This is a genomic window from Rathayibacter sp. PhB179 (assembly GCF_004345345.1).
Classification (GTDB): domain Bacteria; phylum Actinomycetota; class Actinomycetes; order Actinomycetales; family Microbacteriaceae; genus Rathayibacter; species Rathayibacter festucae.
In genome coordinates this window covers 421452-434421 of the sequence record NZ_SLVD01000003.1, presented here as the reverse complement: position 1 = coordinate 434421, position 12970 = coordinate 421452, and the positions used below count along the sequence as shown (strand labels likewise).

Below are 12970 nucleotides of genomic sequence, written 5' to 3'. Positions count from 1 at the left end.
TCAGCCCAGCACGTCGCCCAGGTCGTACGCGGTCGGCTGCTCCAGCTGCGCGAAGGTGCACGAGCCGGCGTCGCGGTCCGGCCGCCAGCGCTCGAACTGCACGGTGTGCCGGAACCTCGCCCCCTCCATCTGGTCGTAGCGCACCTCGAGCACCGTCTCCGGCCGCAGCCGGACGAACGAGGTGTCGCGGCTCCCGGAGAAGCGGCTGCGCTCGCCGTCGCCGCGCACCGCCTCGCCGTCCGCATCGCGCTCGACGACGTCGGCGAGCTCCTCGATCAGCTCGACCCGCCGGGCGTCGGTGAAGGCGGACGCGCCGCCCACCTGCCGCAGCGTCCCGTCGGTGTCGTACAAACCGAGCAGCAGCGAGCCGAGCCCGGGCTTCGAGGTGTGCTCGCGGTAGCCGATCGCGATCACGTCGGCCGTCCGGTGGTGCTTGACCTTGAGCATCGTCCGCTTGCCCGGAGCGTAGGGCGCGGCGAGGGGCTTCGCGATCACGCCGTCCAGCCCCGCGCCCTCGAACCGCTCCAGCCAGTCGCGGGCGAGCGCCTCATCGGCGGTGGTCCGGCCCAGGTGCACCGGCGGAGTCACTCCGTCCAGCAGTGCGGCGAGTGCCTCGCGCCGCGCCGAGTACGGCTCGTCGAGGAGGCTCCGGCCGTCCACGGCAAGCAGATCGAAGGCGACGAGCATCGCCGGGGTCTCGGCCGCGAGCGTCGCGACGCGGCTGGCCGCCGGGTGGATGCGCTGCGAGAGCAGCTCCCAGTCGAGCCGCTGCGCGCCGCCGGGTCCGGTCGCCAGCACGATCTCGCCGTCGAGGACGCAGCCGTCGGGCAGCAGCCGGAGGAACGCCTCGACCAGCTCGGGGAAGTAGCGCGTGAGCGGCTTGGAGCCGCGGCTGCCGATCTCGCAGACCCCGCCGGAGACGGAGACGATCGCCCGGAAGCCGTCCCACTTCGGCTCGTAGGAGTAGCCGCCGTCGACCGCGTCCTGCGCGGGCACCGCGGCGACCGCCTTGGCGAGCATCGGGGCGAGGGGGAGGGGGAACGGGAGGTCCATCCTGCGATCATCCTCGCCGCGGCCGCCCCGGCGCATCCCTCCCGCAGAGGCTCCTCCCCAGGGTCGACCGCGTGACGAACAGATCACAAGCGCCACCTCCGGTACCTTTCGCGCCAGCGGATACGGAAGACTGCGCCTCATGAGCATGTGGGGACAGCACTCCGGAACGCGCGCCAGACCAGACCGATCGGTGCGTCCGCTCCGAAGAGGAGCTGTGACCCTCGAATGTCGGAACGACGCCGGACGGAGCCGCCGCTGATGGCGCGCACCGCCGTCTCGGCCGCCCGGCAGCTGTTCTCGCGCTCGCGGCGCAGCGACTCCCCCGGGGAAGGGGAACCCCCGTACGGAGTCGAGCCCGACGTGACCGAGTACCTGCCGGCTCCGGCGCGCGACGAGGAGGCTCCCCGCCGGGACGCCCTCCTCGAGCAGCACGCCCCTCCGGCGCACGTGGATGCCGGGTACGTCTTCGACGTGCCCGCGCCCGCGATCGGCGAGTACTGCGAACTCGACGCGGATGCTCTCGAATTCCCCCATCCGGGGGTCGCCTCCTTCGTCCCCGATCTTTCGCGCCCGGTCCGCGGCGGAGGATCGCACAGCGCGTTCCGCAGCCCGCCGCCGCCCGCCCCGGCGCCCGCCGCACCGTCGCCGATGATCGACCTCCCGCGCGACTTCGCGCCCTCCGAGGAGATCGAGGAGCCGCACACCCACGAGCAGCACGCCGTGACGATCGCGCCCCCGCCCCCGCCGTCGCGCTTCGAGCCGCAGCCCGTCGACGCGCAGTTCTTCGACGCGCCTCCGGCCCCGCCCGCACCCCCGGCCCCGCCCGCACCCCCGGCCCCGCCCGTCCTCGCCCCGCCCCTCGCGGAGCAGCCGGACGAGCCCGCCGCGGAGGAGACCGACGAGACCGAGTGGTCCGGGACCGAGGAGCCCGCGGACCTCGAGTTCGACGGCACCCGTCTCGCCGCGCCCCGGCCGCCCGCGGCTCCGCCCGCCGACGCGCAGCCGGTCGACGCGCAGTTCTTCGAGCCGCCGACCTCCGCGCCGTCCGCCCTCCAGCCGCCGGCCCCTGTCGAGGCCGCACCGCCCGTCGCGCCGCCGCTCCCGCCGGCGCCCACCGTCGACGCCGCGCTCCTCCGCGGCTTCGCCCTCGCGCCGACCGACACCGACGGCCCCGCCCTCGCGCCCGTCATCGGCGAGGTCTGCGAGCTCGACACCGAGCACCTCGAGTTCCCGCACCCGAACGCCGCCTCCTTCGTGCCGGTCCAGGGCCGCAGCCGCGGCGCCTTCGGGCTGCTCCTGCCCGATCCGGCCCGCCGCTCCGCGCCCGTCCAGCCCGAGCAGCACGTCGAGCCCGAGCCGTACGACGAGCCCGAGCCGTACGACGAGCCGGAGCAGTACGACGCACCCGAGCAGTACGCGCAGGAGTCCTTCGGCGGACCCGAGCAGCACACCGCGCCTCAGCACCGCACCGAGGACCCCGCACAGGACCTCTTCAGCGAGCGCTTCCTCGCTCCCGCGCCGTTCCCCGGCCGCAGCGACTCCGACGGCGACACCCGCGACGACGACGACGCCGACGGCTTCCTCGCGCCGCCCGTGCCCGCCACGGCGCACCAGTGGCACGGCGCTCCCGTCTCCGCCGAGGCCGCGGACGACGAGGGCAGCCCCCGCCCCCGCCGGAAGACCGTCCTGATCGTCGCCGGCATCGGTGCCGCCGTGCTGCTCATCGGCGGCGCGCTCGTCGCCGTCCCGCTGATCACGAACGGCGGCGGAGACGGCGGCAGCGCCACCGGCCCCGTCGCGGCCGCCGCTCCCGGCACCACCGAGGCCGCCGTCGCCTGGGTCGCGGACACGATCGATCCCGCCTCGGTGCTCCTGGTGCAGGACGACCTCGTCGGCGACGTCACCGACGCCGGCTTCCCCAGCGACACCGTCGTGTCGGAGTCGACGCTCTCCGCGGCGGCACCCGATTCGGCCTGGCGCGCGGCCGACTACATCCTCGTCACGCCGAGCCTGCGGGCGAGCGCGACCGGCGAGACCGAGACGGCGCTCGACAACTCGGAGGCCGTCGCGAGCTTCGGCAGCGGCGACACCGCCGTGGAGGTGCGCCGCGTCCTCGACCAGGGCACCGATCAGGCCGCCGCCGCGGCCACCGTCCTGACCGCCGCGCGCGCCTCGGCCGGCAGCCAGCTCGCGGCCAACCCCGCGCTGACCACGACCGACGCCGCCCGCGCCCTGCTCGAGGGGGGCCGCGTCGACTCGCGGCTCCTCCTCCTGCTCGGCCAGCAGCTCGCCTTCACCCCGCTCTCGGTCGCCGACTTCCCCGTCGGCACCAGCGAGGTCGACGGCGTCCGCCACCGGATGATCCTGTCCGGCTACAACGGCGCCGCGCTCCCGGCCGACGCCGCCGCGCTGCAGAGCGCGACCACCTGGCTCGGCAGCCAGTCGGGCGACTTCGTCCCGACCTCCGTCGAGTCGACCCCCGAGGGTCTCCTCGTCACCCTCGATCTCGATGAGCCGGCCGGGCTGCTCCCGGGCGCTCAGTAGCACGACCCACCCGAAGGACCCGCCATGAACCCGATCCGCCCCCTCCGTCTCGCGCGCGCCGCGCTCGCCCTCGCCGCGGTGTCCGCGCTCGCCGCTCTCGGCGCCGCGCCCGCCTCGGCGGCCGAGGCGCCGCCGGCCACCGGCTGGGTGCGGGTCGCGCACCTCTCGCCCGACACCAAGTCGGTCGACGTCACCCTGACCGCCCTCGGCGGCGGCGGGGCGAGCTTCGAGCTCGACGGCGTGGCCTACGGCGCGGTCTCGCCCTACTGGACGCTCCAGCCGGGCACCTACGTCGTCGCGATGGTCCCGTCCGGCGCCCCCGAGGGCACCGCCCCCGTCATCGAGCAGTCCGTCGACGTCTCGGCCGGCACCCCGCTGACCGTGGCCGCCCTCGGCCGCAACGCCGTGCTGCGCACCACGGTCTTCACCGACGACCTCACCCCGCCCGCCGACGGCCAGGCCCGGGTCCGCGTCGTCCAGGCCTCGACCACCGCGAGCCAGGTGGACGTCGCCACGACGACCGGCACGCTGCTCGCGACCGGCGCCGCCCAGGGCACCGCCACCGGCTACACCAGCGTCCCCGCCGGCCCGTGGAGCCTCGACCTCTCGGCCGGTGCCGTGACCGCGACGGCCGACCTCGACCTCGCGCCCGGCTCCGTCGCCTCGCTCTTCGTCCTCGACGACGCCTCGAACGGCCTCGTCGTCTCGCCCGTGCTCGACTCGGCCGCCATCGGCGACCTGCCCACGGGCGGCATCCAGACCGGAGGCGGCGCCACCGCCGTGCACGTCGCCTCCACCACCTCCGCCGCCGCGCCGCTCGTCGACGGACTCCTCGGCGTGCTCTCGGTCCTCGGCGTCTTCGCCGCGGTCGCGGGTGCCCTCGCCCTGATCGCGCGCCGCTCCTCGGTCGGCACCGGCCGAGCGAGCTGATGCGCCGCCTCGCCGGAGCGGGAGCCGCCCTCGCGGCGCTCCTGCTCCTGGCCGGCTGCGCCACCGCGGGGGAGGAGGCCGCCCCCGCGGCGACGCCCGCCTCCTCCGCCGCCCCCGCCACCACGGCGCCGGCCACCCCGTCCCCGGGTGACGCGGGCGCGCTGCAGAACCCGGTCGCCGCCGCCGCTCCCGCGCGCTCGGCGGTCACCCCGGTCCGCGTCGTGATCCCCGCGATCGGCGTCGACTCCACCCTCGAGTCGCTGACCCGCGACGACACCGGCTGGATCCAGCCGCCCGTCCAGGTCGACGAGGCTGGCTGGTACCGGGACGGCGTCGTCCCCGGCGACATCGGCCCCTCCGTCATCGCGGGGCACGTGGACTCGCGGATCGGCCCCGGCGTCTTCCTGGACCTCACGGCCCTCGTCCCCGGCGACACGGTCGACGTGATCCTGTCGGACGGCAGCACGCGCACCTTCTCCGTCACCGGCTCGGTCTCGGTGCCCAAGGAGGACTTCCCGACCGAGGACGTCTACGGCCCGAGCCCGACTCCGCAGCTGCGCCTGATCACCTGCGGGGGAGTGTTCGACGACTCCTACGGCCACTACGTCGACAACGTCGTCGTCTCGGCCGACCGCATCGCCTGACGGTCCGCCGTGACGGCGCGCGACTCGGAGGCGGCGCGCCGTTTCGAGGCGTAGCGTCGAGGACTATGAGCACCTCTTGGAAGCGCTGGGTCCCCGCCGCCGCCGTCCCCCTGGTCGTCGTCGCCGCGGCCGTCACCCTGCCCCTGTCCGCGAGCGCGGCCGGGGACCTCCCGGAGAAGTCCGCCGCCGACCTCCTGACCTTCGTCGCCGAGAGCGACACCACCGCCTTCTCGGGCGACGTCCAGCAGACCTCCGCCCTCGGGCTCCCCGACCTCTCCGCGCTCGGCAGCACCGGCTCCGGTGCGCAGGGCTCGGACGACGCCTCCGCGACGAGTGCGCTGATGGAGCTCGCGACCGGCTCGCACCAGGCCCGTGTCTTCGTCGACGCCGAGCACGGCGCGCGCCTGCAGGTCCTCGACCGCCTCGCCGAGCGCGACGTCGTCGCGACGAAGGCCGACGGCGTCTGGATCTACGACTCCGCCGAGAACTCCGCGACCCACCTGCTGCCGCCCACCGGCGACACGGCCGCTCCGCCGACCGAGGCTCCCGCCGGCGAGATCCCGACCCCGTCCTCGATCGCCGAGCAGCTGCTCGCCTCGATCGACCCGACCACCACCATCGCCGTCGGCTCCGACGTCCGCGTCGCCGGCCGTGACGCCTACGAGCTCGTGCTCACTCCGCGCGACAGCAGCACCCTCGTCGGCTCGGTCACCGTCTCGATCGACGGCGAGACCGGCCTGCCCCTCGGCGTGGCCGTCACTCCCGTCGGCGGCACCGCGCCCGCCTTCAGCGTCGCGTACACGAGCATCGACGTCTCGGCGCCCGACGCCGCGATGTTCTCCTTCACTCCGCCCGTCGGCGCGGAGGTCACCGAGAAGGCCGCACCGACGCACGAGCAGGACCCCGCCGCCGACGCCACCGACGTCCCGACCGCGCCCGAGGGCGACTCCGGCGTCACCACCACGGGCACCGGCTGGGGCTCGATCGTCGAGCTGCCGGCCGGTGACGCCGAGTCGCTTGCCCAGCTGAACGCCGTGACCACGGCCGTCGACGGCGGCCGGGTGCTCTCGTCCGCGCTGTTCACGGTCCTCTTCGCGGAGGACGGACGCGTCCTCGCGGGCGCCGTCCCGGTCGACGCGCTGACCGCCGCCGCCGGTCGGTGACGACCGGCGAGCTCGCGGTCGAGACCCGGGGCCTCACCAAGCGCTTCGGGCGCCAGGAGGCGGTGTCGGGTCTCGACCTCGCCGTCCCGCGCGGCGCCGTCTTCGGCTTCCTCGGGCCCAACGGCTCGGGGAAGACCACGACCATCCGGATGCTCCTCGCCCTGGCCGCGCCGACCGAGGGCGACATCACCGTCCTCGGCACGGCGATGCCGCGCGGCGCCGCCGAGGTGCTGCCGCGGGTCGGCGCGCTCGTCGAGGGGCCCGGCTTCTACCCGTTCCTCTCCGGCCGCGCCAACCTCCGCCGCTTCGACGCGGCCGAGGCCGGCACCTCCGCGCGCAGCCGCGACAGCCGGGCGGAGGAGGCGCTCGCCCGCGTCGGCCTCTCCGCCGCGGCGGGCAAGAAGGTCGGCTCCTACTCGCTCGGGATGAAGCAGCGGCTCGGCATCGCCGTCGCTCTGCTCTCGCCGCGCGACCTGATCGTCCTGGACGAGCCGACCAACGGGCTCGACCCGCAGGGCACGCGCGAGGTCCGCTCGCTCGTGCGCAGCCTCAACGCCGACGGCACGACGGTCCTCGTCTCCAGCCACCTGCTCGCCGAGATCGAGCAGCTCTGCACCCACGCCGCCGTGATGCGCACCGGCCGCCTCGTCGCGCAGGGCGGGCTCGACGAGCTCCGCGGCGACGCGGCCTCCCTCGAGCTGCTCACGCCCGATGTGGTCGACGCCCAGCGCGCCCTCGTCGAACTGGGACTCGCGCCGCGGCTCGTCCCCGCCGAGCACCCGATCGATCCGCCGCTGGTCGTCGCCGCGATGCCGACGACCGCCGCCCCGGAGTCCGTGGTCGCCGCTCTCGTCACCGCCGGCGTCCGCGTCCGCGGCTTCTCCGTCCGCCGCCCCTCGCTCGAGGAGCGCTTCGTCGAGCTGACCGGGGAGGGCTTCGATGTCGAGCGCTGAGACCACCGCCGCCGCCACCCCCGCCGCCCCGGCCCGCACCGGGCGCCGCCTCGGCATCGGCTCGCTGCTCGTCTCCGAGCTGGCCCTGCTCTTCCGGCGCCGCCGCACCTGGGCGCTGCTGGCGGCCCTCGCGGCCATCCCGATCCTGCTGGCGGTCGCCGTGCGGCTGTCCGGCGGCGACGGCGGCGGGCCCTCCTTCGTCGGCGCGATCGCCGGCAACGGCCTCTTCACCGGCTTCGCGGCGATCACGGTCGCCGTCCCGCTCTTCCTGCCGCTGACTGTCGGCGTCGTCGCGGGCGACGCGATCGCGGGGGAGGCGTCGCTCGGCACCCTGCGCTACCTGCTGGTCAGCCCGGTCGGACGGATCCGGCTGCTCGCGGTCAAGTTCGCCGCCGCGATCGCGTTCTGCCTCGCCGCGGCGCTGACCGTGATGGTCGTCGGCATCCTGATCGGCCTGGCGCTCTTCCCGGCCGGCCCGGTCACCCTGCTCTCGGGCACGACCGTCCCGCTCGCGGACGCCATCGGCCGAGCGCTCGCGATCGCCGTCTACGCGGCGCTCTCGCTGGTCGGCCTCGCGGCGATCGGCCTGTTCGTCTCGACGCTCACCGACGTCCCGGTCGGCGCGATGGCCGCGACCGTCGTCGTCTCGATCGCGGCGCAGATCGTCGGCTCGCTCTCGCAGCTCGACGCCCTGCACCCGTTCCTGTTCACCGACCGCTGGTTCGACTTCGCCGACCTGCTCCGCGACCCGATCGCCTGGAGCTCGTTCGGCGAGAACGCGCTCCTGCAGCTCGCCTACGTCGCCGTCTTCGGCTCGCTGGCGATCGCGCGCTTCACCACCCGCGACGTCCTGTCCTGAGCCGCCCGGAACGACGGAGGCCGCCCTCCCCGCAGCAGCGGGAGGGCGGCCTCCGTCGTTCGTGCGGCTGGGCGTCAGCCCTGCGGCGTGATGCCGAAGGTGACGGAGCCGCCCTCGTCCACCTGCGCGTCGAGCACCTTGTCGCCGAGGGCCACGGAGGCGGCGACGTCGAGGAAGACCCGCGCACCGTCCTGCTCCACGACCGCATCGGTGGTCTCCGGGGCCGGCGCGACGGCGACGGCGAAGTTGCGGGCGTCGAGGTCGTCGCCGCTGATGCGGAGTCCACCCTCGACGGGGGTCTCGGTCTGACCGGTGATGGTCTTGACGACGGTGCTGGCGTTGTCGGTGAGCGTGAGCATCGGGTCGTTCCTTCCGTCCGTGATCGATGAGGGAGCCACGATGCCGAGATCCCCGGCCCGTCTCAACCCGGAGCCGCGGACGTGGAGGGGATGCACACCTGAGCCCTCGCCTGCAGCAAGCCGCGGCAAGGTTTGCCTTGACGCGGAAAGTTGCCGCAAGCTACCGTGGCCGTCACGCGCACCCGCGCTCTCGACGACGAGAAGAGGACGACCCCGATGAGCTTCCCCGCCCGCCGCGTCACCCTCAGCGACGTCGCCGCGGCGACCGGCGTCTCCATCGGCACCGTCTCGAAGGCGCTGAACAACCGCGGCCAGCTGAGCGGCGACACCCGCGGGCGGATCCTCACCGCCGCCGCCGAGCTCGGCTTCGCGCTGCCGGCCGCCGCGAGCGGGCCGGCCCCGGAGCAGCGGGTGCTCACCATCGGCCTGGTCACCTCCGACGACATCGGCCGCTTCAGCATCCCGGTGATGTGGGGCCTCGAGGACGCCTTCCCCGCCGAGCAGGCCTCGGTGCTGCTCAGCAACTCCCGCGGCGACCGGGTCCGCGAGCGGCACTGCGTCGAGATCCTCGCGGCCCGCGGCGTCGACGCGATCGTGGTGATGACCAACCTCACCGGCCCGCGCCCGGCGCTGCCCGCGACCAGCGTGCCGATCGTCTACGTGATGGGCTCCTCCGACGACCCGGCGGACATGTCGGTCGTCGTCGACCAGACCCAGGGCATCCTGCTCGCTCTCGAGCACGTCGCCGCGCTCGGCCGCCGCGACATCGCCTACGTCGCCGGGCCCCGACTCGACTACTCCGCCCGGATCCGCGCCGAGGCGGTCCAGGAGCACGCGCCCTCCTTCGGCCTGCGCCTGGTCGGCGACCGCTCGCTCTACGGCAACTGGACCGAGACCTGGGGCCGTCAGGCCGCGCAGATGCTGCGCCAGCGGGTCGAGCCGGTCGACGCGGTGCTCTGCGGCAGCGACGAGATCGCCCGCGGCGTCGCCGACGGCCTCCGCGAGGCCGGGGTCAGCGTCCCGCACGACGTCGCGATCGTCGGCTTCGACAACTGGGCCGCCGCGGCGATGAACTCCCGTCCCGCGCTCACCACGGTCGACATGAACCTCGAGGAGCTCGGCCGGGCGGCCGGCGCCCGCGCGCTGGAGGCGATCGACGGCCGCCCCCGTGCCGGGATCGAGGCGCACCCCTGCCAGCTGATCGTCCGCGACTCCACCTGACCCGGCGCCCACCCGCCGCACGCGCCCTCCCGCACGCACCCGCCCGCACCCGCCCGCCCGCACCCGACCGCCCGCACCGACCGAACGACGAGGGACCGACGATGCACTCTCCTCTCCGCCTGCTCGACCCGCACCTGCCCGCCCTGACCCGCCGGCGCGCGCTCGCCCTCGGCGGCGCAGGTCTCGCGGCCGCGCTCGGCCTGACCGGCTGCTCCGCCGTGCTGCCCGAGGCCGACGTCTCCGCGCCCTCGTTCGCCGCCGCCCCGAGCGGCACGATCCGGTTCTGGTGCCGCAGTGTCGCCTTCACGCCGGCCCAGCTGATCGTCGAGAAGTACCACGCGGCGCAGAGCGCGGTGCGGGTCGAGCTGACCGTGCTGCCCGAGGGGCAGATGGTCACCAAGCTCGCCACGGCGATCCGCGCGGACGCCGTGCCCGACGTCGTCGCTCCCGACTCGGTCACCACGCCGGTCTTCAGCTCCCGCGAGGCGCTGACCGACCTCACCCCGCTGATCCAGGCGCTGCCCTACGCCGACCGCCTCAACCGGCCGCTGCTCGACGTCGCCTCCTACGACGGCAAGGTCTACGGCCTGCCCGCCCTCTCCAACGTGTCGCAGCTGTTCTGGAACAAGCGCCTCTACGAGCAGGCCGGCCTCGACCCGGAGCAGGGACCGACCGACTTCGACCAGTACCTGACCCACGCCCGGGCGCTCCAACGGCTCGACGGCGTCTCCGGGGTGACCTTCACCGGCAACTCCGCCGGCATCCTCGGCTACGTGATCCAGCCGCACTTCTGGGCCGACGAGAGTCCGTTCTACGACGGCGTCGTCGGCCGCCAGCGCGCGACCGTCGCGGGCAACGAGCCGCTGCGGCGCACCCTGGAGCTCTACCGCACCTTCGCGCAGGAGGGCCTCGCCCAGCCGGGCGCCTCGGCCGACAGCGGCACGGCCTGGGGCAAGGACTTCCTCGACGGCACGGTCGGGCTCTTCCCCGGCTCCTACGACCTCCTCGTCGGCGGAGCCACGCCCGAGTTCCTCGGCGACCTCGGCGTCAGCGCCTTCCCCGGCCCCGACGGCGGCGTCTCGCAGTTCTCCGGCGGCGCGGTGCTCTCGATCCCGCGCGGCGCGCGGAACCCCGAGGCGGCCTGGGACTTCATGCGCTTCGTCACCGAGCTGGAGCAGCAGTCCGAGCTCGCCGCGCTCGGCTGGTACCCGGTGCGCGACGACGTGCTCGAGACCGGCTTCGTCGACGACTTCCCGCTGATGGTCCCCGGGATGGAGCGGATGAACGAGGGCTTCGCCGCCCCGACCACCCTGTACACCCAGCTCACCAACACCGTGCAGTCCCCGTGGCTCGCGATGTTCCGCGGCGCGGTCTTCGGCGACGACGACCTCGACGCGGTCCTCGATCGCGGCCAGGAGGAGACGGCCCGCGTCCTGGAGGTGAACCAGGCATGAGCGTCGCCCTCGGCAGGAAGGACGCCCGCACCGGGCTCCTGATGATCCTGCCCGCCCTCGTGCTCGTCGTCGTCTTCGTCGTCGTACCGCTGATCTTCGCGGTGGTGATCTCGGTGACGGACTGGCCGCTGGTCGGCACCGTCGGCTTCGTCGGGTTCGACAACTACGCGACCGCCTTCTCGGATACCACGTTCTGGGCGTCCGTGCTCTACACGCTCGGCTTCGCCGTCGTCTCGACGCTGCTCGGCATCGTCGTCGGCTACCTGCTCGCCGTGCTGGTGCGCTCGAACCGGCGCGGGGCGGGGATCATCCGCACCGCCGTCTTCGTGCCCTACGTGATCGGACTCACCTCGCTGAGCTTCGTCGCGCTGCTCGAGTTCCGCCCCGACAGCGGCGCGCTCGACCAGGTGCTGATGGCCCTGGGCCTCACCGACGCACCCACCGCCTGGCTGCTCGACGCGACGAGCGCGACGACGCTGATCGTCCTCCTCGGCGCCTACGTCGGCTCCGGCTTCACGATGATCGTCCTGATGTCGGGCATGCAGGGCATCGACGACGCCCTCTACGAGTCCGCGGCGATCGACGGCGCCGGCCGGTGGAAGCAGGAGTTCCTGGTGACGGTGCCGCTGGTGAAGCGCTACCTCGGGCTGCTCAGCGTGCTCGGCTTCGTCGGCGCGATCCTCGCCTTCACCCAGTTCTACGTGATCACGGGCGGCGGGCCGGGCACCGGCACCCTCACCGTGATGCTCTACGTCTACAACAAGGCCTTCGGCGATCTGCAGGTCGGCTACGCGACCGCGCTGTCGTTCGTGGTCGTGGTCATCGCCGCCGCGCTGACGCTGCTCCAGTTCCGCGTGATGAAGGACGACTGATGCCCCCTCGCACTCCGACCCCCACCCGCCCGCCGGCGCCCGCCGCCGCCCCGGTGCCGGCCCGTCGCCGCAGCACCCCCGCCGCCCGGCTCCGCACCGTCCTCTACGTCGTGCTCGGCACGCTGGTCTCGGTCGCGTTCGTCGCGCCGGTCGCCTGGTCGATCCTGCGCTCGTTCCAGCCCGGCGCGCAGATCGTCGCGCCCGCCGCCGAGCAGTCCTTCTCGAACCTGACCCTCGACAACTACACCGGCCTGCTCGGCTCGATCGGCGCGGGGACCTACATCGTCAACTCGCTGATCATCGCGCTCGGCACCGCCGTGCTCAGCGTGGTCGTGACCACCCTCGCCGCCTACGCGCTGGTGCTCTTCCCGTTCCGCGGCTCGAACGTCGCCTTCGGCCTGATCCTGCTGACGATGATGGTGCCGTTCCAGGCGGTGCTCACTCCGCTTTTCCTCGAGATGAACGCGCTCGGGCTGACCGACACCCACCTCGGCATCATCCTCTTCTACCTCACCTTCAACCTGCCGTTCGGGGTGTTCCTGATGCGCAACTCCTTCGCGCAGATCCCGCGCGAGGTGACCGAGGCCGCACGGATCGACGGGGCCGGCCCGTTCCGCATCCTCTTCTCGGTGCTGCGGCCGATGATCGTCCCGGGTGTCGCGACGGTCTTCCTCTTCGCCTTCCTCGGCGCCTGGAGCGACTTCCTCGGCGCGCTGACCTTCCTCACCCGGCAGGACCTCTTCACGCTGCCGGTCGCCATCCAGAACATCTCCTCCGGCGCCTTCGGCCAGACCGACTTCGGCTACGTCATCGCCGGCGCGGTGCTGCTGATGATCCCGTGCCTGCTGCTCTACGCCGCCATCCAGAAGTACTACGTCCGCGGTCTCGTCGCGGGCGCCGTCAAGGGCTGAGAGGTCT

Annotated in this window: 12 protein-coding genes; 10 read left to right on the top strand and 2 right to left on the bottom strand. The window is 74.1% G+C overall.

Features of this window, described 5'->3' with window-relative positions:
• Positions 1–1053 carry an ATP-dependent DNA ligase gene (locus tag EDF43_RS09240; RefSeq protein WP_132436408.1) on the bottom strand — a complete coding sequence of 351 codons (1053 nt, stop codon included), beginning with the start codon at positions 1051–1053 and terminating at the stop codon, positions 1–3.
• Between the two features lie 258 nt (positions 1054–1311).
• On the opposite strand from EDF43_RS09240, the gene EDF43_RS09235 reads away from it, so the two are divergent.
• The 6 genes from EDF43_RS09235 to EDF43_RS09210 all read left to right on the top strand — a co-directional run bounded on the left by EDF43_RS09235 (position 1312) and on the right by EDF43_RS09210 (position 8146).
• Positions 1312–3597 (top strand): hypothetical protein, encoded by a 2286-nt coding sequence (locus EDF43_RS09235; protein ID WP_132436406.1) that lies wholly within the window; start codon positions 1312–1314, stop codon positions 3595–3597.
• Between the two features lie 24 nt (positions 3598–3621).
• Positions 3622–4527 carry a DUF4397 domain-containing protein gene (locus EDF43_RS09230; protein ID WP_123735924.1) on the top strand — a complete coding sequence of 302 codons (906 nt, stop codon included), beginning with the start codon at positions 3622–3624 and terminating at the stop codon, positions 4525–4527.
• The gene (locus EDF43_RS09225; protein WP_132436404.1) at positions 4527–5171 is read left to right on the top strand and encodes a class F sortase; all 645 of its coding nucleotides are present in this window, start codon (positions 4527–4529) and stop codon (positions 5169–5171) included. The genes EDF43_RS09230 and EDF43_RS09225 overlap by 1 nt, the downstream gene beginning before the upstream one ends.
• A 65-nt stretch (positions 5172–5236) precedes the next feature.
• Positions 5237–6334 carry a hypothetical protein gene (locus tag EDF43_RS09220; protein ID WP_132436402.1) on the top strand — a complete coding sequence of 366 codons (1098 nt, stop codon included), beginning with the start codon at positions 5237–5239 and terminating at the stop codon, positions 6332–6334.
• Positions 6331–7287 carry an ABC transporter ATP-binding protein gene (locus EDF43_RS09215; protein WP_132436401.1) on the top strand — a complete coding sequence of 319 codons (957 nt, stop codon included), beginning with the start codon at positions 6331–6333 and terminating at the stop codon, positions 7285–7287. The genes EDF43_RS09220 and EDF43_RS09215 overlap by 4 nt, the downstream gene beginning before the upstream one ends.
• Positions 7274–8146, top strand: a complete 873-nt coding sequence (locus EDF43_RS09210; protein WP_132436399.1) for an ABC transporter permease subunit — start codon at positions 7274–7276, stop codon at positions 8144–8146. Before EDF43_RS09215 ends, EDF43_RS09210 begins: the two co-directional genes overlap by 14 nt.
• 74 nt (positions 8147–8220) lie before the next feature.
• Here EDF43_RS09210 and EDF43_RS09205 read toward each other — a convergent pair whose 3' ends face one another.
• Complete coding sequence (locus tag EDF43_RS09205; RefSeq protein ID WP_123446096.1) at positions 8221–8505, bottom strand: hypothetical protein; 285 nt, start codon at positions 8503–8505, stop codon at positions 8221–8223.
• Between the two features lie 216 nt (positions 8506–8721).
• Here EDF43_RS09205 and EDF43_RS09200 point away from each other — a divergent pair, with 216 nt between their 5' ends.
• From EDF43_RS09200 to EDF43_RS09185, 4 genes are all read left to right on the top strand, one after another.
• The gene (locus EDF43_RS09200; protein ID WP_132436397.1) at positions 8722–9726 is read left to right on the top strand and encodes a LacI family DNA-binding transcriptional regulator; all 1005 of its coding nucleotides are present in this window, start codon (positions 8722–8724) and stop codon (positions 9724–9726) included.
• Positions 9727–9827: 101 nt separating this feature from the next.
• Entirely contained in the window at positions 9828–11180 is a 1353-nt protein-coding gene (locus tag EDF43_RS09195; protein WP_132436395.1) for a sugar ABC transporter substrate-binding protein, read from the top strand.
• Positions 11177–12052, top strand: coding sequence for a sugar ABC transporter permease (locus EDF43_RS09190; RefSeq protein WP_132436393.1), 876 nt, complete (start codon positions 11177–11179; stop codon positions 12050–12052). Before EDF43_RS09195 ends, EDF43_RS09190 begins: the two co-directional genes overlap by 4 nt.
• Positions 12052–12963, top strand: a complete 912-nt coding sequence (locus EDF43_RS09185; RefSeq protein WP_123735916.1) for a carbohydrate ABC transporter permease — start codon at positions 12052–12054, stop codon at positions 12961–12963. The genes EDF43_RS09190 and EDF43_RS09185 overlap by 1 nt, the downstream gene beginning before the upstream one ends.
• Positions 12964–12970: the final 7 nt, after the last annotated feature.